At 66.6% G+C, this 18802-nt stretch carries 21 protein-coding genes; 11 read left to right on the plus strand and 10 right to left on the minus strand.

All coding sequences use genetic code 11. The features are described 5' to 3' along the window. Window positions 1-7 precede the first annotated feature (7 nt). The 6 genes from rpsB to AB0313_RS11255 all read left to right on the plus strand — a co-directional run bounded on the left by rpsB (window position 8) and on the right by AB0313_RS11255 (window position 5013). Entirely contained in the window at window positions 8-853 is an 846-nt protein-coding gene (rpsB, locus tag AB0313_RS11230; protein WP_141940722.1) for a 30S ribosomal protein S2, read from the plus strand. A gap of 127 nt (window positions 854-980) precedes the next feature. Further along, a complete protein-coding gene (gene tsf / locus AB0313_RS11235) occupies window positions 981-1817 on the plus strand; it encodes a translation elongation factor Ts (protein WP_141940723.1) in 837 nt (278 codons plus the stop codon). A 150-nt stretch (window positions 1818-1967) separates the two neighbouring features. Beyond that, window positions 1968-2705: a UMP kinase gene (pyrH, locus tag AB0313_RS11240; RefSeq protein WP_141940724.1), complete on the plus strand. Its 738-nt coding sequence runs from the start codon at window positions 1968-1970 to the stop codon at window positions 2703-2705. 128 nt (window positions 2706-2833) lie between these two features. Beyond that, on the plus strand, window positions 2834-3391 hold the full coding sequence (frr, locus tag AB0313_RS11245) for a ribosome recycling factor (RefSeq protein WP_141940725.1): 558 nt from the start codon (window positions 2834-2836) through the stop codon (window positions 3389-3391). Beyond that, window positions 3391-4311: a phosphatidate cytidylyltransferase gene (locus tag AB0313_RS11250; protein WP_141940726.1), complete on the plus strand. Its 921-nt coding sequence runs from the start codon at window positions 3391-3393 to the stop codon at window positions 4309-4311. Before frr ends, AB0313_RS11250 begins: the two co-directional genes overlap by 1 nt. A gap of 117 nt (window positions 4312-4428) precedes the next feature. Further along, window positions 4429-5013, plus strand: a complete 585-nt coding sequence (locus AB0313_RS11255; RefSeq protein WP_307303538.1) for a DivIVA domain-containing protein — start codon at window positions 4429-4431, stop codon at window positions 5011-5013. 19 nt (window positions 5014-5032) lie between these two features. Here AB0313_RS11255 and AB0313_RS11260 read toward each other — a convergent pair whose 3' ends face one another. From AB0313_RS11260 to AB0313_RS11280, 5 genes are read right to left on the minus strand one after another with little or no spacing between them, the layout of a single operon-like run. Further along, window positions 5033-5752 carry a hypothetical protein gene (locus tag AB0313_RS11260; RefSeq protein ID WP_366305560.1) on the minus strand — a complete coding sequence of 240 codons (720 nt, stop codon included), beginning with the start codon at window positions 5750-5752 and terminating at the stop codon, window positions 5033-5035. A gap of 19 nt (window positions 5753-5771) precedes the next feature. Continuing rightward, window positions 5772-7238 carry a cation acetate symporter gene (locus tag AB0313_RS11265; protein WP_366305562.1) on the minus strand — a complete coding sequence of 489 codons (1467 nt, stop codon included), beginning with the start codon at window positions 7236-7238 and terminating at the stop codon, window positions 5772-5774. A gap of 7 nt (window positions 7239-7245) precedes the next feature. Then, window positions 7246-7617, minus strand: coding sequence for a hypothetical protein (locus tag AB0313_RS11270; protein ID WP_366305564.1), 372 nt, complete (start codon window positions 7615-7617; stop codon window positions 7246-7248). After that, window positions 7614-8330: a LytTR family DNA-binding domain-containing protein gene (locus AB0313_RS11275; RefSeq protein WP_141940731.1), complete on the minus strand. Its 717-nt coding sequence runs from the start codon at window positions 8328-8330 to the stop codon at window positions 7614-7616. Before AB0313_RS11275 ends, AB0313_RS11270 begins: the two co-directional genes overlap by 4 nt. Before the next feature lie 33 nt (window positions 8331-8363). Next, the gene (locus AB0313_RS11280; protein WP_141940732.1) at window positions 8364-9545 is read right to left on the minus strand and encodes a histidine kinase; all 1182 of its coding nucleotides are present in this window, start codon (window positions 9543-9545) and stop codon (window positions 8364-8366) included. A gap of 183 nt (window positions 9546-9728) precedes the next feature. Between AB0313_RS11280 and AB0313_RS11285 the strand changes: the two genes are divergently transcribed. Beyond that, window positions 9729-10109, plus strand: a complete 381-nt coding sequence (locus tag AB0313_RS11285; protein WP_141940733.1) for a DUF485 domain-containing protein — start codon at window positions 9729-9731, stop codon at window positions 10107-10109. Beyond that, window positions 10106-11722, plus strand: a complete 1617-nt coding sequence (locus tag AB0313_RS11290; RefSeq protein WP_366305567.1) for a sodium/solute symporter — start codon at window positions 10106-10108, stop codon at window positions 11720-11722. Before AB0313_RS11285 ends, AB0313_RS11290 begins: the two co-directional genes overlap by 4 nt. Before the next feature lie 108 nt (window positions 11723-11830). Here the strand turns inward: AB0313_RS11290 and AB0313_RS11295 are convergent, their stop codons facing one another. The 4 genes from AB0313_RS11295 to AB0313_RS11310 form a co-directional block, all read right to left on the minus strand. Continuing rightward, a complete protein-coding gene (locus AB0313_RS11295; protein ID WP_366305569.1) occupies window positions 11831-12460 on the minus strand; it encodes a hypothetical protein in 630 nt (209 codons plus the stop codon). Between the two features lie 16 nt (window positions 12461-12476). Further along, window positions 12477-12881: a DUF4383 domain-containing protein gene (locus AB0313_RS11300; protein WP_141940735.1), complete on the minus strand. Its 405-nt coding sequence runs from the start codon at window positions 12879-12881 to the stop codon at window positions 12477-12479. A gap of 147 nt (window positions 12882-13028) precedes the next feature. Next, window positions 13029-13571 carry a hypothetical protein gene (locus tag AB0313_RS11305; protein ID WP_141940736.1) on the minus strand — a complete coding sequence of 181 codons (543 nt, stop codon included), beginning with the start codon at window positions 13569-13571 and terminating at the stop codon, window positions 13029-13031. A gap of 145 nt (window positions 13572-13716) precedes the next feature. Further along, complete coding sequence (locus tag AB0313_RS11310; RefSeq protein ID WP_141940737.1) at window positions 13717-14190, minus strand: Lrp/AsnC family transcriptional regulator; 474 nt, start codon at window positions 14188-14190, stop codon at window positions 13717-13719. 194 nt (window positions 14191-14384) lie between these two features. Here AB0313_RS11310 and pdhA point away from each other — a divergent pair, with 194 nt between their 5' ends. From pdhA to AB0313_RS11325, 3 genes are read left to right on the plus strand one after another with little or no spacing between them, the layout of a single operon-like run. Next, the gene (pdhA, locus tag AB0313_RS11315; RefSeq protein WP_366305572.1) at window positions 14385-15554 is read left to right on the plus strand and encodes a pyruvate dehydrogenase (acetyl-transferring) E1 component subunit alpha; all 1170 of its coding nucleotides are present in this window, start codon (window positions 14385-14387) and stop codon (window positions 15552-15554) included. Beyond that, window positions 15554-16564: an alpha-ketoacid dehydrogenase subunit beta gene (locus AB0313_RS11320; RefSeq protein ID WP_141940739.1), complete on the plus strand. Its 1011-nt coding sequence runs from the start codon at window positions 15554-15556 to the stop codon at window positions 16562-16564. The genes pdhA and AB0313_RS11320 overlap by 1 nt, the downstream gene beginning before the upstream one ends. A gap of 8 nt (window positions 16565-16572) precedes the next feature. Next, window positions 16573-17985 (plus strand): dihydrolipoamide acetyltransferase family protein, encoded by a 1413-nt coding sequence (locus AB0313_RS11325; protein ID WP_366305574.1) that lies wholly within the window; start codon window positions 16573-16575, stop codon window positions 17983-17985. Window positions 17986-18022: 37 nt separating this feature from the next. On the opposite strand, the gene AB0313_RS11330 is transcribed toward AB0313_RS11325, so the two are convergent. Continuing rightward, entirely contained in the window at window positions 18023-18664 is a 642-nt protein-coding gene (locus tag AB0313_RS11330) for a TetR/AcrR family transcriptional regulator (protein ID WP_141946205.1), read from the minus strand. Window positions 18665-18802 lie beyond the last annotated feature (138 nt).

Below are 18802 nucleotides of genomic sequence, written 5' to 3' on the forward strand. Positions count from 1 at the left end.
CGTCGGAATGCCCGTCGTAACCATGCGCCAGCTGCTTGACAGCGGCGTCCACTTTGGACACCAGACCCGCCGTTGGAACCCGAAGATGAAGCGCTTCATCTTCACCGAGCGCAACGGCATCTACATCATCGACCTGCAGCAGTCGCTGTCCTACATCGACCGTGCCTACGAGTTCGTCAAGGCCACTGTTGCCCACGGCGGCACCGTGCTCTTCGTCGGTACCAAGAAGCAGGCCCAGGAAGCAATTGCCGAGCAGGCAACCCGCGTTGGCCAGCCCTACGTCAACCAGCGTTGGCTCGGCGGCATGCTGACCAACTTCCAGACGGTTGCCAAGCGTATCCAGCGCATGAAGGAACTCGAAGAGATCGACTTCGACGACGTCGCCGGTTCCGCTTACACCAAGAAGGAACTGCTGCTCCTCAAGCGCGAGCTCACCAAGCTGGAGTCCAACCTGGGCGGTATCCGCAACCTGACCAAGGCTCCGTCCGTGCTCTGGGTTGTCGACACCAAGAAGGAACACCTCGCCGTTGACGAGGCCAAGAAGCTGAACATCCCGGTTGTGGCCATCCTGGACACCAACTGCGATCCGGACGAAGTCGACTTCCCGATCCCGGGCAACGACGACGCCATCCGCTCCGTGAACCTCCTGACCCGCGTTGTTGCCGACGCCGTTGCCGAGGGCCTGATCGCCCGCAACAACCGCGGCACTGGCGCCACCGAAGCTCCGGAAGAGCCGCTGGCCGAGTGGGAGCGCGAGCTCCTCGAAGGCAACAAGGCCGAAGCCGCTGCCGCTCCGGCAGAGGACGCTGAAGCTCCGGCTGCTGCCGAGGCTCCCGCCGAAGACGCCAAGTAAGACACAAAATCCGGATTTCTCCGCGCTGTCCGCAGCCGGAGCTGCTGACAGGATGGCGGCCCGCACCCGTGGGCTGCCGTCCTGTCGGTCCGTACACCACCAAACATTTCTAGACAGAGGGGTTCACATGGCGAACTACACTGCCGCGGACATCAAGGCCCTGCGCGAGCGCACCGGCGCCGGCATGATGGACGTCAAGAAGGCTCTTGACGAAGCCAACGGTGACGCCGAGAAGGCCATCGAGATCATCCGCATCAAGGGCCTCAAGGGCGCTACCAAGCGTGAAGGCCGCTCCACCGCCGAAGGCCTCGTGGCCGCCAAGGTCAGCAACGGCGTCGGCGTCATGATCGAGGTCAACTGCGAGACCGACTTCGTTGCCAAGGCTGACAAGTTCATCCAGCTGGCCGACAAGGTCCTGGCCGTGGCCGTCGAGTCCGGCGCTGCCGACCTCGAGACCCTGCTCGCCACCGACGTCGACGGCAAGCCGCTGTCCGAGGTCGTCGTCGAAGAGGGCGCCATCCTGGGCGAAAAGGTTGTTGTCCGCCGCATCTCCCGCATCGAGGGTGCAACGGTTGACGCTTACCTGCACAAGACCTCCAAGGACCTCCCGGCCCAGGTCGGCGTGCTGTTCGCAGTCGACGGTGAAGGCGAAGCCGCTGCCGCCGCCGCCCACGACGTCGCCGTCCACATCGCCGCCATGGCTCCGAACTACCTCACCCGTGAGGACGTTCCGGCCGAGCTCGTCGAGTCCGAGCGCCGCATCGCCGAGGAGACCGCCAAGGCCGAGGGCAAGCCCGAAGCCGCCCTCACCAAGATTGTGGAAGGCCGCGTGACGGGCTTCTACAAGGGTGAGGTCCTGGTTGACCAGGCATTCGCGAAGGACGCCAAGAAGTCCGTGGCACAGGTCCTCGAAGAGGCCGGTGTCAAGGGAACCGCGTTCACGCGTTTCCGCGTCGGCTCCTAGTCGAAACTGCAAGGGGGTGGCCACTTCGGTGGCCGCCCCTTTTGCATGCGCCCAATCCTCTGGAAGCCAGTCCATATGGAGCGCGGCCGGTTCCGACCACTGGATCCGGCAGGATACCCTTTTTTCGAACGTCACCAACGGGAAGGCATCATGGAAGCCGTCAACACTGTCACGAATTCAGAGAAGAGCCGGCGGCGGGTCCTCCTGAAGCTCTCGGGCGAGGTCTTCGGCGGCGGGAAACTGGGTGTCGACCCCGAAACCGTCCGCAACGTTGCCAAGCAGATCGCCGCTGCCGTCCCCCAGGTGGAAGTGGCCATCGTGGTGGGCGGCGGTAACTTCTTCCGCGGCGCTGAACTGTCCCAGAGCGGAATGGACCGCTCACGTGCCGACTACATGGGCATGCTCGGAACGGTCATGAACTGCCTTGCCCTCCAGGACTTCCTGGAGCAGGCAGGCGTGGAGACCCGGGTCCAGAGTGCCATCACAATGGGCCAGGTGGCCGAGGCCTACATCCCGCGCCGGGCCATCCGCCACATGGAAAAGGGCCGCGTCGTGATCTTCGGCGCCGGCGCCGGCCTGCCGTATTTCTCCACCGACACGGTGGCGGCCCAGCGCGCCCTGGAAGTCCACGCTGACGTGGTCCTCATGGCCAAGAGCGGGGTGGACGCCGTCTATACCGCAGACCCCAAGAAGGACCCCACCGCCGAGCGGCTGGAAACCCTCAGCTATGACGACGCCCTGCGCCGCGACATCCGCGTCATGGACCAGACAGCCATGACCATGTGCAAGGACAACAACCTCTCCATGGTGGTCTTCGGCATGGAGGGTGAAGGCAACGTCACCCGCGCCATCCTTGGCGAGAAGCTGGGCACCCTGGTCACCGCCTAGCTGCGGCTAGGATGATTTCAGGACAGTTCCATCCCCGCCCCTCCCGGCGGGGATGGAACCAGCAACAAAGAACCGCGTGAGTGCATAAACCGGCGTCCCGGACCGCACCAGAACCGTCAGGAGAGACCGTGATCGAAGAAACCTTGCTCGAAGCCGAAGAAAAGATGGACAAGGCGGTTGAGGTAGCCAAGGAAGACTTCGCTTCCGTCCGCACAGGCCGTGCCAACCCCGGCCTGTACAACAAGGTCCTGGTGGACTACTACGGTTCGCCCACGCCGCTGCAGCAGCTGGCCTCGTTTGCCATCCCGGACGCCCGCACCATCCTGATCACCCCGTTCGACAAGTCCGCCATGCGTGACATCGAGCGCGCCCTGAGCGACTCCGAGGTCGGCGCCAACCCGTCCAACGACGGCAACGTCATCAGGATCACCATTCCTGAACTGACCAAGGAACGCCGCAAGGAGTACGTCAAGATCGTCAAGACCAAGGGCGAGGACGCCAAGGTCTCCATCCGCAACATCCGCCGCAAGGCCAAGGAGACCCTGGACCGCCTGGTGAAGGACGGCGAAGCCGGAGAAGACGAAGGCACCCGCGCGGAGAAGGAACTGGACAGCCTCACCAAGGCCCACGTGGACGGCATCGACGAGCTGCTCAAGCGCAAGGAAGCAGAGCTGCTCGAAGTCTGATGGGCCAGGCAGATCAGGCCCCGGCAGCCAGGGCGCGCACACGGGGGAAGCAGCCCAGGAGCAACCCGACACCAAAGGCCGGGCGGAACCTCCCCGCCGCAGTCGCGGTGGGCCTGGCCATGCTCGTGGCAGTCCTGGGTGGCCTGCTGTTCCTCCCGCTGGCATTCGTAGCCATCGTCACGGCCTTCGCCGTCTTCGGCGTCTGGGAGGTCTACCGGGCCCTGGAAGCCAACGGCACCAGGATGCCGATCGTGCCGGTGATGACCGGGACGGTGGCCCTGCCGTTCGCCGCCTATTTCGGCGGGATCGAGAGCCAGCTGTTTGCCCTCCTGCTCAGCGCGGTGGCGGTCCTGTTGTGGCGTTCGATCGAAAGCGCCGCCGGATCGGCCAACAGTATTTTCGCGGGCGTCTTCACCCTGGGCTGGGTGCCGTTCTTCATCAGCTTCGCGGCCCTGCCCCTGCACGCGGCCGGCACGACGCCGCTGGGGCTTTGGCCCGGCGGCCTGGCACCCATCGGGGCGTGGGAGATCGCCGTCATGCTGCTGCTGGTGGTCTCCAACGACACCTTCGGCTATTTGGTGGGGGCGTCCCTCGGGAAGCACCCGATGGCGCCGAAGATCAGTCCTAAGAAGTCCTGGGAGGGGTTCGCGGGATCGGTGGGAGGCGCCGTGGTCATCGGCATCCTGGCAGCCATCTTCGTGCTGGACAAGCCCTGGTGGGTTGGCCTGGTCCTGGCCGTGGGAACGGTGGCAGCGGCCACCGCCGGCGACCTCGCCGAGTCCATGGTCAAACGCGAACTCGGCGTCAAGGACATGAGCAGTATCCTGCCCGGGCACGGGGGAGTGATGGACCGGCTGGACTCCATCGTCTTCGCCTCACCGGTGGCCTTTATCCTGTACGGCCTGGTGGCCGGCGCATAACCTCTGCCCGGCGTACCCGGGCACCTGACACAAACAGGGTCCGGCGCGGGCGCACCACGCCCGGCACCCTAAACTGGTGCGGAAGCACTACGGCTGAAGAGCATTGAAGGAATCGAAGTGGCATTGGACATTCATCGGCAGATCCCTGCGTCCTTTGAGCGCGTGCAGCGCAATGAGTACGGCTACAACGCCCGGCAGGTGGACCAGTTCCTGCAGCGGGCCCGGGTCTCCCTGGAAACGCCTGAAGCCGCCACCGATCCCGTCAACAGCACTGATGTGAGGGCCGTGTCCTTCGACCCCGTCAAGGGCGGCTACTCGGCCGCCGTGGTGGACGCCGCGCTGGACCGGCTGGAGGACGCCTTCGCCCGGAGGGAACGCGATGAGCTGATTGCAGCCCGCGGCGAAGACGCCTGGCTGCGCGAGATCGGCAACCTTTCCGGCATCCTTCGCGGCCGGCTGCACCGGCCGGACGGAGAGCGTTTCCGCCGGCCCACAAGGAACAAGGCCCGCAGCTACAACACGGACGACGTCGACCGGCTGTGCCGCGAACTCGTTGCCTACCTCGAGCAGGACAAGCCGTTGAGCGTGGACAGCGTGCGGCGCGCCGTCTTCCGCCCCGCAGTTGGGCGTGAGGGCTACGAGGAATCGCAGGTCGATGCCTTCCTGGACCGGGTTGTGGAACTGATGGCGGCCATCGACTGACCGGCTGTGGAAACAGGCCCTACACCCCGGACGGAGGGGTGGGGGACAGCGGCGAGAAACGGCGCCAGATGGTGCGGTAGCTCCGGTACCCCTGAACGGCGGTCACCGCCAAGAACCCGCCTCCGCACAGGGCGGCCGTCACCGCGGCCGGTGCCGTGCCGGCGCCCGCCAGCGTGACCAGCAGGCCCGCAAGGATGGCAATCAAGGCGGCGTTCGCCGTCGTCATGAAGATCATGCTGCTGCCCGCCACGTGGCTGAAGCTGCCACGGTTGCCGAAAAAGTAGTAGGTCTGGACGGAACCGGCCTGGTCGTCGTGGTGTGCCGACATCAGGTATGGGGCCACGCCTGGGTCCAGGTCCACGTAAGCGGCCCGCAGCCTGTTCATCGCCGTGACGTACATCAGGTCCTCGTGGGCCACATTCATCACCCTGAGCTGCGTCAGGACCCCGATTGCGGCGTCGATGAACAGGACAACCACGGCCAGCAGGACGAAGGCGTCGGAAAATCCGGTCGCCTGCCCCACCAGTGCCGCACTGACCACGCTGGCCGAGGTGAAGGTGAGGAACATGCTGATGCGGGTCAGCACCTCGGCCTGGGCCGTGCTGCGCGATGCCAGCAGCCCCCAATGTTCCGTGGCGAGCAGCTGGGCCCGCACCGCGGCGGGAACCCCTGCTTCGTGCTGCGGGGCGTTTTGGCGGGAGCCGTGCTGGCTGGACACGGCGCCGTCCTCCATGGACATGGCGCTATTGTCCTCCTGATCACCTCTCGGTCGCCAGCGGCCGTTCCGGAGTGTGGAGGCGGGTCATGATCCGCGGCATCGTGGCTGGAATCCGGTGCGGGGTGGCCTTGGAGACGGTGACCATCACGGCGAAGGCGGTGGGCACGCTCCACGCCGCAGGCTGCGCAAGCCACGCCGGCGCAAGGTCCGAACCGGACACGGCCGCGGCGATCATCGCCCCGCCGCACAGCAGGCCACCGGTCACCATGCCGGCGATGGCTCCGGCATCCGTCAGGCCGCGCCACCAGATCCCCAGCAATAAGACCGGGCACACGGTGGAGGCGGTGAAGGCGAAGACGAGGCCAACGCTTCCGGCCAGCGCCAGGGACCCGGTCATAAAGGCAAAACCAAGGGGGACGACGGCGGACACCACGGCCGCCAGCCGGAATCCCCGGACCCCGCCGCCCAGGACGTCCTGGCTGATGACGCCGGCCAAGGACACCACCAGGCCCGAGGTGGTGGACAGGAACGCTGCGAACGCCCCGGCTACCACCAGGGCGGAGAGGAGGTCCCCCGGAACCCCGCCGACGAGTTCGCCGGGCAGCCGCAGGACCATGGCGTCCGGTTGTCCCGAACGGGCAAGCCCGGGGGCGAACATACGTGCCACCAGGCCGTAGGCGGTGGGGAAGAGGTAGAACACGGACAACAGCCCCAGGACGATCAGGGTGGTCCGCCGGGCGGACTGGCCGTCCGGGTTGGTGTAGAAACGCACCAGGACGTGCGGCAGCCCCAGGGTGCCGAACAGCAGCGCCACCAGCAGGGAGACGTTCTGGTACAGGCCGGCCGGCGGCGCGCCCGTGGGGTTGGCCGCAGGCAGGGACTGCGGCTCGGTGCCTTGCCCGGCCAACACGAAAATGATGAACAGGATGGGCACGGCCAGTGCCGTCAGCTTGAGCCAGTACTGGAATGCCTGGACAAAGGTAATGGAACGCATCCCCCCGGCCACCACCGTGAGGCACACCACCACCACGACCGCCACCGACCCCACCCAGGACGGCAGGCCAGTGGCGATGTGGATGGTCAGCGCAGCGCCGTGGAGCTGCGGCACGATGTACAGCCATCCCACCATCACCACCACCAGGCTGGTCACCCGCCGTACCGTCCGGGACGAGAGGCGGGATTCCGTGAAGTCGGGAATCGTATAGGCTCCGGACCGACGCAGCGGGGCGGCGACGAAGAGCAGCAACATCAGGTAGCCGGCGGTGTAGCCCACGGGGAACCAGAGCGCATCGGTCCCGGATAACAGGATGAGGCCGGCCACGCCCAGGAAACTGGCGGCAGACAGGTACTCCCCGCCGATTGCCGACGCGTTCCACCAGGGCCGCACCGTCCGCGAAGCAACGTAGAAGTCACCCGTGGTGCGCGAGACCCTCAGCCCGTAGAACCCAATGATGGCAGTGGCCAGGGACACCACAGTGACGGCCGTGATGGCCAAACCGGCATTCACCAGGTCATCACTGTTCCCCGGCCAGGTCCCGGTACCGGGCCTCATTGCGGGCCGCGGTCCTGACGTACAGCCATGCGCTCAACCCAATCACGGGGTAGATGCCGGCGCCCAGCAGCAGCCATCCAAAGGGGATCCCGGCGATCCGCGCTTCGGCCAGCCCGGGAACCAGCACCAGGACCACCGGGAACGCGGCGAGGATCAGCAGGAAGCCACCGGCCACCACCAGGGCCAACCGCAGCTGGGACCGTATCAGTGACCGGACAAACACCTGGCCCACGTCGGAGTCCTGGGCGGCCTCGCGGGACTCCAGGGGACGGGGCACACCACGGGCAGGCGTGCCGGGGGAGGCAAGAGGGGCCGTGACCCGGACCCGGGTCATGCGTGCGGCCTGATCCTGGTGGCCTCCAGCTTCTCCCGCACGATCGGCAGGTGGCGCCGGCTGATGGGCAGGCCCGCGCCGGCCACCGTGACGCGGGGTCCGCCGGCCGCCAGCTTCATCGAGGACACGTGCTTGAGGGCCACCAAATAGGAACGGTGGGTACGGATGAAGCCGGCATCGGCCCATTGCTGTTCCAGGTCCGCCAGCGGCACCCGGATGAGGTAGCTGGCATCCGCGGTGTGCAGCCGGGCGTAGTCGCCCTGGGCCTGGACGTACGTGACGTCGTCGCGGCGGATCATCCTGGTGGTCCCGCCCTGGTCAACCGTGATCATCTCAGGCGCTGTCCCGCCGTCGCGCAGTTCACTGATGCGTCCCACGGACCGGGCAAGCCGCTCAGCGCGGACGGGTTTGAGCAGGTAGTCCACGGCGGCGAGTTCGAAAGCGGCCAGCGCGTGGTCCTCGTCAGCGGTGACGAACACAACGGCCGGCGGATTGCTGCTCCGGGCGATGGCACCGGCAATGTCCAGTCCGGACACCGCGGGCATGTGGATGTCCAGGAATACGGCGTCGATGCCGCCGGCGGACAGGGCCGTGAGCGCTTCGGCCCCGGACGTGGCCCGCGCCACCTTTCCGATGCGCTCGTCCCTGCCCAGCAGGAAGGCCAGTTCCTCCACGGCGGGCAGCTCATCATCAACGACGAGGACGTTAATCATGCTCCTAGGGTACTTCCAGCGGCAGGGGCTGCTTCACGCATCATGGCCGGGCTGGGACTTCGGCACGCGCATGGTGATCAGCGTTCCCTCGCCGGGTGCCGTTTCCACCACCAGGCCGTGGTCGTTGCCGTACACCTGCCGGAGGCGTGCATCAACGTTCCGCAGCCCCACGTGGTCGCCATCGGTGTGGCCGGCCAGCACCGAACGGAGCTGCTCCGGATCCATGCCCACGCCGTCGTCCTCGATGGTGACCTCGGCGAAGGCGCCGGCGTCCTCCGCCGTGATGCTGATATGCCCGGGGCCGGCCTTGGCCTCGAGTCCGTGCCGGACGGCGTTTTCCACCAGCGGCTGGAGGCTGAGGAAGGGGATGACGGTGCTCAGGACTTCAGGTGCCACGCGGAGGCTCACCTGCACGCGGTCCCCGAACCGGGCACGCTCCAGGAGCAGGTAGCGGTCGATGCAGCGCAGTTCCTCCGCAAGCGTGGTGAAGTCGCCGTGGCGCCGGAACGAGTAGCGGGTGAAGTCGGCGAACTCCACTACCAGTTCCCTGGCGCGCTCCGGATCGGTGTTGATGAAGGACGCGATGGCGTTGAGGGAGTTGTAGATGAAGTGCGGGCTGATCTGGGCCCGAAGTGCCCGGACTTCCGCTTCCATCAACAGCGTGCGGGAGGCGTCCAGCTCGGCGAGTTCCACCTGGACGGCCACCCAGTCAGCCACTTCCCCCGTTGCCCTGACCAGGCCTGCCCCCGCGGCAGGCGCGAAGGCGGCCACAGCCCCCACCACGCGGGTGCCGGCCCGCACCGGCGCGATGACCCCGGCGAGGCGGCCACCGGTGCCGCCGGCTCCCGCGGAGAGCACGGCTGTGCGCCCGGATGCCAGGACATCCGCAGCGAGCTCGAAGAGGCGCGGCCTGATGTCTTCGGCGCCCCCGTCCCAGGCAAGGACCCCTGAGGTGTCCGTAATCGCCAGGGCGTCGCAGGCCAGCAGGGCGCGCAGCTGGCGGCTGGCTTTCGCTGCGCCGGTAGGGTTCAGGCCGCGCCGCAGGTGCTGCCCGGCCTGCGATGCAGCATGCAGCGTGTGGTACGTGGCGCGCTCGGCGTCGGTGCCCAGCTCCCGGAAGGAGCGAAGCACCTTCAGGCCCACGCCGACGACGACGGCAATCGCCATGGCGATCACTGCCACGGCTGCGGCGGTGAGGAGGGGGGAATCCGGCATGCGCCCAGCGTAGCGGCGGCAGCCGCTTGCCGCAGCATCGCAACCGTTGAGCGACAGTGGGCACCGAAGTGCTGGAACACAGCGGTGGCCGGGCCGCAGAGTGATGGGTGTCACATCTGCGGTGCCCTGTGTGGATCAGGGCCTGCCGCCCGGTGTGTTCCGGCAACTCAATGAGGAGGAACGATGGGTAATGATGCCCATACTCCGGACGCAGCGGCGTCCGTGGACTTCGAGCAAGTCCAATCGACCGGGCAGTTCCAGGAATTGCGCAAGCGTCACCGCAGCTTTGTCTTCCCCATGGCAGTGGCCTTCCTGCTGTGGTATTTCGCCTACGTCCTGCTGGCCGACTACGCGGTGGATTTCATGTCCACCAAGGTCTGGGGCAACATCAACATCGGCCTGATCCTGGGCCTGCTCCAGTTCGTCTCCACGTTCGCCATCACCGGCTGGTACGTGCACTACTCCAACAAGCGGCTGGACCCCATCGCCACGGAAATCAGGCATGGCATCGAGGGGCACGAATTCGACAAGCACGGAAACCGAGTGGGCGGAGCCAACAAATGATCGCAATTCCCGCCGCGGTGGACATCTCCGCCCTCAAGGACACCACTCTTTTGAATATGGGCATCTTCGCCCTGTTCGTGGCCGTGACCATGGTGATCGTGTTCCGCGCCAGCCGGAACAACAAGACCGCCGCCGACTACTACGCGGCGGGACGTTCGTTCACCGGCTCGCAGAACGGCACCGCCATTGCCGGGGACTACCTGTCGGCAGCATCCTTCCTGGGCATCACCGGTGCCATCGCCATCAACGGCTACGACGGGTTCATGTACTCCATCGGCTTCCTCGTGGCGTGGCTGGTGGCGCTGCTCCTGGTTGCCGAACTGCTGCGCAACACCGGTAAGTTCACCATGGCGGATGTGCTGTCCTTCCGGCTGAAGCAGCGCCCGGTCCGGATCGCCGCGGCCATCTCCACCCTCGCCGTCTGCTTCTTCTACCTGCTGGCGCAGATGGCCGGCGCGGGAAGCCTGATCTCCCTCCTGCTCGGCATCAGCGACTGGGGCGGACAGGCCCTGGTGATCATCGTCGTCGGCGCCCTCATGATCATGTACGTGCTGATCGGCGGCATGAAGGGCACCACCTGGGTGCAGATCATCAAAGCAATGCTGCTGATCGCCGGCGCGGCCGTCATGACGCTGTGGGTCCTGGCCATTTACGGCTTCAACCTCTCCGCACTCCTGGGCGGCGCCGTGGAGACCGCCAAGAACCCGGCCGTCCTCAACCCGGGCCTGCAGTACGGCAAGTCGGACACCTCCAAGCTGGACTTCATGTCCCTGGGCCTGGCGCTGGTGCTGGGCACCGCCGCCCTGCCGCACGTGCTGATGCGCTTCTATACGGTCCCGACCGCCAAGGAAGCCCGCAAATCGGTCGTCTGGTCCATCTGGCTGATCGGTATCTTCTACCTGTTCACCCTGGTGCTGGGCTACGGCGCTGCGGCGCTGGTCGGCGCGGACACGATCAAGGGCGCCCCCGGCGGCGTCAACTCGGCTGCTCCGCTGCTGGCGTTCCACCTGGGCGGCCCGCTGCTGCTCGGCTTCATCTCCGCAGTCGCGTTTGCCACCATCCTGGCCGTGGTGGCCGGGTTGACCATCACGGCCGCCGCTTCCTTCGCGCATGACATCTACGCCAACGTCATCGCCAAGGGCAAGGCCGACGCCGCCACGGAAGTCCGGGTGGCCCGGCGCACCGTGGTGGTGATCGGCATCCTGGCCATCCTGGGCGGCATCTTCGCCAACGGGCAGAATGTGGCCTTCCTGGTGGCGCTCGCCTTCGCCGTGGCCGCCTCAGCGAACCTGCCCACCATCATCTACTCGCTGTTCTGGCGGAAGTTCACCACCCAGGGCGCGGTGTGGAGCATGTACGGCGGCCTGGCCTCCGCGATCCTGCTCATCGTGTTCTCCCCGGTGGTCTCCGGAGCGAAGACCTCGATGATCCCGGGGGCCAACTTCGCGCTCTTCCCGCTCAGCAACCCGGGCATCGTGTCCATCCCCCTGGCGTTCTTCCTGGGCTGGCTGGGCACCACTCTGGACAAGAGGCGGGAGGATCCCGCAAAGCAGGCCGAGATGGAGGTCCGTTCGCTGACCGGCATCGGCGCCGAAAAGGCCGTGGACCACTAGAAGGAACCCGGCTTAACGTGAAGAGCCTCCTGCCGCTGCCGCGGTATGGAGGCTCTTTCGCTGGGCCCGGGCGCCTTCCGGTCGTGTCGGCTCCGGACCCTGGCGGGTTCAGTGCTGGTGGTGTCCGCCGGGCGCCAGGCTCCCGTGTTCGCCGTGCGGGACCGCATACTGGCCGGCCGTGGAGGCGGCGAGCCCCGGCGTCGTTATTCCTGCCACCAGCACGGCGCCGGCGAACGCCGCCAGCAAGAGCCGGCCGGGCCGCACACCTGCCGGTTCCTGCAGCAGTCCACCATCCTGTTGACGACCTTCCTGGCCGGCGCTTTGCCTCCTGAGCCATCCGAGCGCGGCGAGGATCATCAGCGTCAGCAGGAGAGCCGAAAGCTGTGTCAGGCCGAGCCCGGAGGTGGCGGCGGTGGGGAAGGCCACGGCCGTCAGGTGCACGGCCGCGGCGGCTGCCAGCGCCGCGCGCACCCATCGGCTGCCCATCAGCAGGTCCTTGGCCAGGAACATCACGGCCCCGGCCAGCAATGCGGCGCCCCAGAGTCCTGCCACGGCAGCCGCTGCGGGGATTCCGGGACCGGGGGCACCGGCCGCGAAGAGGCTTGAGGAGATGGCCAGGTTGACCGACGCTGCACCAAAGCCCGCGATCCCGGTGACCAGGCGAACCGTGGGGTGCGACTGGGACACCGGTGGGGGCGCCGGGTGGTGGAATGGCGCTGTAGTCCTGAGCGCTCCCATGCCGGGCGTTGGCATGTTAGGCCCGGGCGGCGGCGGGAGCCTTGTCCAGGGACAGCCCGACGCCGAGCAGGAGTACCGCGCTGGCAAGGTGGAGGACGTTGTCCGCACCGTTCAGGGCGATGATGTTCAGCGGCGAGTTCAGCAGGAACAGGCCCACGATGCCCACCAGGAGGTAGACGGCGCCCACGGTGGCGTTCACTGTGCGGGCGCCGGCCGTTCCGCGGAGTCCGGCGAGGAGCAGCGCGGCGCCGATGGCAAGGTGGATGACGTTGTGCAGCGGGTTGACTTCAAAGATGATGAGGTTCGCGCCCTCGGTGGCTGCGAAACCGATGCCCGAGGTGACAGCGAAGCCCAGGAGGCCCACCAGCAGGTAGACGGCTCCGAAGACGGTGGCGATGAGGCGGTTGGGTGAATTGCGCATGGCCCGAATCCTTCCGTTGGGGCGGGTGGCTTGTTCCCGCCGGCTTGGGATCCCTGGGCGGGACCCTCGGAAGCGATTCGGATCATGCATGGCCGTGGATGGGTGGAACGATCAGTACGCTTTCCATTTCCCCGGCTGCGGTTTTGGCTAGGCCGCAGGGCGCAGCTTGATGTTGACCATCCGGAGCTGGTCCCGGCCTTCGAACTTATAGGCAAGATCCACTTTCTTGCCGGTGCAGCTGATCTGGCCCACCACTTCGGCAGACTTCACCCCGTTGTCGGTGGTCACCTTCAGGTCGTTGTAGGCGGGCGTGCAGGAGCTGTCCATTTCCAGGCTTTGCACCCCCGAGATGAAGGCCTCCTTGGAGAGCTGTTGCTGCAGGGCAGGGTCCAGGTACTGGTCGTATGCTGAGGCTGAGTCGCCCGCGATCACCTTCCTGGTGAAGTCGTCCGCAAGGCCCCTGGCCTGGTTGGTGGCACTGCCCACCACGTTCACCAGGATGACGACGCCGATGACCACCAGCAGCAGCACGGCACCGATGCTGCCAAGGACGATCCACAGTTTCCGCCGGCTCCGCTCCCGGGGCGGCTCGCCGGGCAGACCGAACGGCGCCGGATGTTCCGGCATTGGGGGAAGCTGCTGCGGATAGCCCGCCGGGCCCTGCCGGTGTGGATCCTGGGGAATGCTCAAGGACTGGGCCTTCCTTCGTGAACGGGCGCGCCGGCCCCGCGGGGCGGTCCGGACCTTCCCGGCCGGCACATGACTGGAACCAGCCTATAACCCCGTGCGCCGCCGTCGTATTTGCCACAGGACGCCCGGCGTCCGGTTGCTGCCGCTAGGTTTCCCCGGAGCCCCGCTCCAGCAGGGGCTGCACCCGGAAGGGGATCAGCTCGCCCATCGCCAGGGCAGTGTCCGCCCGCTCCACCCCGTCACAGGCCAGGATCTTGCCGTTGATCCGGAACAGGTCCTCGGCATCCCGGGCCACCACCCGCAGCAACAAATCCGCGGAGCCCGTCAGCCCGTACCCCTCCAGGACCTCCGGGATGGCGGCGATCTCCTCCGCCAGGCGCCCCAGCTTCTGCTGCTGGACATGCACCGAGATGAACGCCATAAGCGGGTACCCCAGCGCCGCCGGGTTGATCCTCCGTTCAAAGGACAGGAAGACGTGCTTTTTCTCCAACTGGCCCATCCGCGCCTGGACCGTATTGCGGGACAGGCCAAGCTTTTGCGCCAAGGCAACGACGGTCCGGCGCGGATCCTGTGCCAGAGCCGACAACAGTCGGGTGTCAGTGCCATCCAAAGCTCGCATAATGCGCAACGCTAGCACGGTGGGAGGGCGGCCGGCAGGGCACTTTGCTCAGAAAATTCCGTGGCGGTTGTACCCCCTGGCTGTTGTGAGTAGTGTCACAGTATCTGGGGCAATGACGCCCGGAAGGCCGGTGGCGGCAGGGGCCAAAAGCCCGGGAAATCACTGGTCAACAACGTACGAAGGTTGCGGCAATCGTGTCTACAGACGAAACGGGCCATGGCGGCGCAAAGACCCCCCAAAGCGCAGGAAACCCTGGCGGAACCGGGCCGGAATTTCTCCAGCTGATCACCCCCGCGGGAGAGCGGATCAGCCATCCGGAGTTCGATTTCTGGGTCCGGGACGTAAGTGACGAGCAGTTGTGTTCCCTGTTCGAGGACATGACGGTTATCCGCCGCATCGATGTTGAGGCCACGGCCCTGCAGCGGCAGGGTGAACTGGCTCTATGGCCGCCGCTCCTGGGCCAGGAGGCAGCCCAGATCGGGTCCGGGAGGTCCCTGCGGGCGGACGACTTCGTGTTCTCCAGCTACCGCGAGAACGGCGTTGCGTACTGCCGGGGCGTGGACCTGACCGACCTCCTCCGCGTATGGCGTGGCAACGCCTCCGGTGGCTGGGACCCCTACAGCATCAACATGGCAACGCCCCAGATCATTATCGGCGCCCAGACCCTGCATGCCACCGGTTACGCCATGGGGATCCAGAATGACGGTGCCGATGCTGCGGCAATTACGTACTTCGGCGACGGCGCCACCAGTGAGGGTGACGTCAACGAGGCGATGGTCTTCGGGGCCAGCTTCCAGGCGCCGGTGGTGTTCTTCTGCACGAACAACCACTGGGCCATCTCCGAGCCAGTGCGGCTCCAGTCCCATATCCAGCTTGCGGACCGGGCCACCGGTTTCGGCATCCCCAGCCTTCGGGTGGACGGCAACGATGTCCTGGCGGTCATGGCCGCCACCCGGCTGGCCCTTGACCGGGCGCGGCGCGGCGGTGGACCCACGTTCATCGAGGCCGTCAGCTACCGCATGGGGCCCCACACCACGGCCGATGACCCCACGCGCTACCGCGATGCCAACGAGCTCGAGGACTGGGCAGCCAAGGACCCCATCACCCGGCTGGCTGGCCTCCTGGAGCGGAAGGGCCTTCTGACCGCCGAGCTGCAGCAGCAGGTCAAGGCCAAGGCCGACGCCGTCGCATCCGATATGCGCCGCGGCTGCACCACCATGCCGGACCCGCAGCCCATGGACATCTTCAAGCACGTCTACAGCACCCCCAACTCCTGGCTGGAACGCCAGCAGGACCATTACGCAAGGTATCTGGCCTCCTTCGGCGATCCCGCAGGTGCCGTTTCAGAGGAAGGTGCACGCTGATGACCCAGTTGACCTTTGCCCGCGCCATCAATGCCGGGCTGCGCAAGTCGCTGGAAAACGACTCCAAGGTGGTTCTCCTCGGAGAGGACATCGGCGCCCTGGGCGGTGTGTTCCGGGTGACCGACGGCCTGCAAAAGGACTTCGGCAAGCACCGCGTGGTGGACACGCCGCTGGCCGAATCAGCCATAGTGGGCACTGCGGTAGGCCTGGCGTACCGGGGTTACCGGCCGGTGGTGGAGATCCAGTTCGACGGTTTCATCTACCCGGCATTCGACCAGATCGTCAGCCAGGTGGCGAAGCTGCACTACCGCACGCGGGGTGCCGTGAAGATGCCCATCACCATCAGGGTTCCGTTCGGCGGCGGCATCGGCTCGCCCGAGCATCACTCTGAATCCCCGGAAGCCTACTTCACCCACACGTCCGGGCTGCGGGTGGTCACGGTGGCCAACCCGCAGGACGCGTACACGGTGATTCAGCAGGCCATCTCCTGCGATGATCCGGTGCTGTACTTCGAGCCCAAGCGGCGCTACCACGACAAAGGCGAGGTGGACGAGTCCGTGGATCCTGCCACGGCCCTGCCCATGGACAAGGCACGCGTGCTGACCGACGGTAGCGACGTCACCCTGGTGGCCTACGGGCCCCTGGTCAAGACCGCACTGGACGCCGCTTCCGCCGCCGCGGACGAAGGCATCTCCATCGAGGTCATCGACCTGCGCTCGCTGGCACCCGTGGATTACGAACCCGTGGTGGCCTCGGTACGGAAGACCGGGCGTTTGGTGATCACGCATGAGGCGGCGCAGTCCGGCGGGCTCGGCGCGGAGGTGGCGGCCAGCATCACGGAACGGTGCTTCTACCACCTCGAGGCGGCCCCGGTCCGGGTGACGGGGTTCGACATCCCCTACCCATACTCCAAGCTGGAAATGCACCACCTGCCGGGCCTGGACCGGATCCTGGACGGCGTGGACCGGGCCCTTGGCCGCCCCAATTCCCTGAGCGGCCTGGAAGGATGAGCGCCACCATGATTAAGGAATTCCGGCTCCCTGACCTGGGGGAGGGACTCACGGAGTCCGAAATCCTCAGCTGGAAAGTGGACGTTGGCGATACCGTCAGCCTGAACCAGGTCATTGCCGAGGTGGAAACCGCCAAGGCCGTGGTGGAGCTCCCGTCACCTTTCGCCGGGGTCATCAAGGAGCTTCACGAGCAGCCCGGTTCCGTGGTGGAGGTGGGCAAGCCGATCGTCTCCTTCGAAGTAGCGGACGACGACGGCGGGTCGCCTTCACCCCCGTCCGGCGCCTTGTCTGCGGGACCGGGGGAGGCGGTGGTGGAAACGCCCAAACGGGAACCGAACCTGGTGGGTTACGGCGCCGTCGTCGAGGGATCCGGACGGCCCACCCGGCGCCCGCGCAACTTTGCGCCGGTGGTTGAGCCCGTCGATACCAAGCCTGTCGACACCAGGCGCCCAGTTGTTGAGCCCGTCGAAACCAAGCCTGTCGAAACCAAGCCTGTCGAAACCAAGCCTGTCGAAACCAGGGGCGCCGAACGCCCCCGGTCCACGCCTCCTGTCCGGAAGCTGGCCAGGGACCTGGGAGTGGACCTTGCCCGGGTTTCCGGCACCGGTCCGGGCGGGCTGATCACGCGGGAAGACGTCCAGGAGTACGCGGGGCACGGGGAAGAGACTGCCGCGCCCGCGCCGGAGCCTGTGGCTTTCTCCGGCGGGACGCATCCGGGGGAGCGGGAGACGCGCATCCCGATCAAAGGCGTCCGCAAATACACTGCGGCGGCCATGGTGCAGAGCGCTTTCACCGCGCCCCATGCGACGGAATTCCTTACCGTGGATGTCACTCCCAGCCTGGAGCTGCTGGCCAAGCTGAAGGACAGCAAGGCCTTTGCCGGCATCAAGCTCACCCCGTTGACGCTTGCCGCCAAAGCCGTCCTTATTGCCCTGCGCCGGAACCCGTCGCTGAATTCGCATTGGGACGAAGAGCGCCAGGAAATTGTCACGTTCAATTACGTGAACCTCGGCATCGCTGCCGCCACGCCCCGGGGGCTCACGGTTCCCAACATCAAGGATGCGGACGCGTTGCCTCTGCCGCAGCTCGCCCAGGCGCTGACGGCGCTCGCCGAAACTGCGCGGGCAGGCAAGACGGCGCCCGGGGACCTATCCGGCGGCACGATCTCCATCACCAACATCGGCGTGTTTGGCATTGACGCGGGTACTCCCATCCTGAACCCGGGAGAGGCGGCCATCCTTGGCCTCGGTGCGGTGCGGACCATGCCTTGGGAGTACCGGGGTGAGGTGGCGCTCCGCAAGGTGCTCACCCTGAGCCTGTCCTTCGACCACCGGCTGGTGGACGGCGAACAGGGCTCCCGTTTCCTGGCGGACGTCGGAGCCATCCTGGCCGAGCCGGGCATGGTGCTCAGCATGGTCTAGGCGCGGTACCTTCCCGGGCCCGGTAATTTCCGGTGCTTTATGTCCAGCCGGTGGGCGGGCCGTCCACCATCAGGGCGGCGAGTGCCATCCGCTCCAGCAGGGGGCGGGCGACGCCGGGCGCCATCCGCCTGCCATGGCTGCGGACCGAATGCGGCGTGGAATTGATGAGGCCAAACGTGGCGTGGGCGCGCATCCGGAGTTCGCTGGTGTCGGTCCCGGGGTGGACCTTTGCCAGGACGTCCACCCACACCTCCACGTAGCTGCGCTGGAGGGTGCGCACCGCGGACTGGTCCTGCTCCGACAGGTTGCTCAGGTCCCGGTCCTGCACCCGGATCACGTCCGGCTTGCCGAGCGCAAAATCCACCTGGAACTCCACCAGCTGCTTGAGTGCGGCCAGCGGATCGGCCGATCCTGCCACCACCTGGCGTCCGCCCTCCAGCAGTTCCTGGCTCACGGTGACCAGCAGGTCGGCGAGTACTGCCTGCTTGCCGGGAAAGTGGCGGTAGACGGCGGGGCCGCTGACACCTGCCGCAGCGCCCAGGTCCTCGAGGGATACCCGGTTGAAGCCGTTGAGCGCGAACAGCGACGCCGCGGCAGACAGCAGCGCCTGCCTGCGGTACTCCTTGGCCTTTCCGCGTTGGGTGGTGGGAGCCGGCTGCGGCGTGGTGGCTGGTTGCATTGCATCGCTGGGTTGGGTTCCCGTGCTGGGCACTTTTCCTCCTAGGACCGACGCAGATTCTAGCAACGCGGTGATGTGTTGGACATCACAGTTAATCGAGACTAACCTGAATTTCAGTTATTAGTCACTAACCGAGTT

The organism is Pseudarthrobacter sp. NPDC080039 (genome assembly GCF_040702335.1).
Classification (GTDB): Bacteria; Actinomycetota; Actinomycetes; order Actinomycetales; family Micrococcaceae; genus Arthrobacter; species Arthrobacter enclensis_A.

Bases quoted from the DNA above. Each gene is read 5' to 3' on its own strand.
- AB0313_RS11275 (WP_141940731.1), bottom strand. From the start codon at position 8,330: ATGATTAACGTCCTCGTCGTTGATGATGAGCTGCCCGCCGTGGAGGAA.
- rpsB (WP_141940722.1), top strand. From the start codon at position 8: ATGCCCGTCGTAACCATGCGCCAGCTGCTTGACAGCGGCGTCCACTTT.
- AB0313_RS11285 (WP_141940733.1), top strand. From the start codon at position 9,729: ATGGGTAATGATGCCCATACTCCGGACGCAGCGGCGTCCGTGGACTTC.
- AB0313_RS11310 (WP_141940737.1), bottom strand. From the start codon at position 14,190: ATGCGAGCTTTGGATGGCACTGACACCCGACTGTTGTCGGCTCTGGCA.
- tsf (WP_141940723.1), top strand. From the start codon at position 981: ATGGCGAACTACACTGCCGCGGACATCAAGGCCCTGCGCGAGCGCACC.
- AB0313_RS11295 (WP_366305569.1), bottom strand. From the start codon at position 12,460: ATGGGAGCGCTCAGGACTACAGCGCCATTCCACCACCCGGCGCCCCCA.
- AB0313_RS11260 (WP_366305560.1), bottom strand. From the start codon at position 5,752: ATGTCCATGGAGGACGGCGCCGTGTCCAGCCAGCACGGCTCCCGCCAA.
- AB0313_RS11250 (WP_141940726.1), top strand. From the start codon at position 3,391: ATGGGCCAGGCAGATCAGGCCCCGGCAGCCAGGGCGCGCACACGGGGG.
- AB0313_RS11280 (WP_141940732.1), bottom strand. From the start codon at position 9,545: ATGCCGGATTCCCCCCTCCTCACCGCCGCAGCCGTGGCAGTGATCGCC.
- AB0313_RS11330 (WP_141946205.1), bottom strand. From the start codon at position 18,664: ATGCAACCAGCCACCACGCCGCAGCCGGCTCCCACCACCCAACGCGGA.
- AB0313_RS11320 (WP_141940739.1), top strand. From the start codon at position 15,554: ATGACCCAGTTGACCTTTGCCCGCGCCATCAATGCCGGGCTGCGCAAG.
- AB0313_RS11290 (WP_366305567.1), top strand. From the start codon at position 10,106: ATGATCGCAATTCCCGCCGCGGTGGACATCTCCGCCCTCAAGGACACC.
- AB0313_RS11300 (WP_141940735.1), bottom strand. From the start codon at position 12,881: ATGCGCAATTCACCCAACCGCCTCATCGCCACCGTCTTCGGAGCCGTC.
- AB0313_RS11325 (WP_366305574.1), top strand. From the start codon at position 16,573: ATGATTAAGGAATTCCGGCTCCCTGACCTGGGGGAGGGACTCACGGAG.
- pyrH (WP_141940724.1), top strand. From the start codon at position 1,968: ATGGAAGCCGTCAACACTGTCACGAATTCAGAGAAGAGCCGGCGGCGG.
- AB0313_RS11270 (WP_366305564.1), bottom strand. From the start codon at position 7,617: ATGACCCGGGTCCGGGTCACGGCCCCTCTTGCCTCCCCCGGCACGCCT.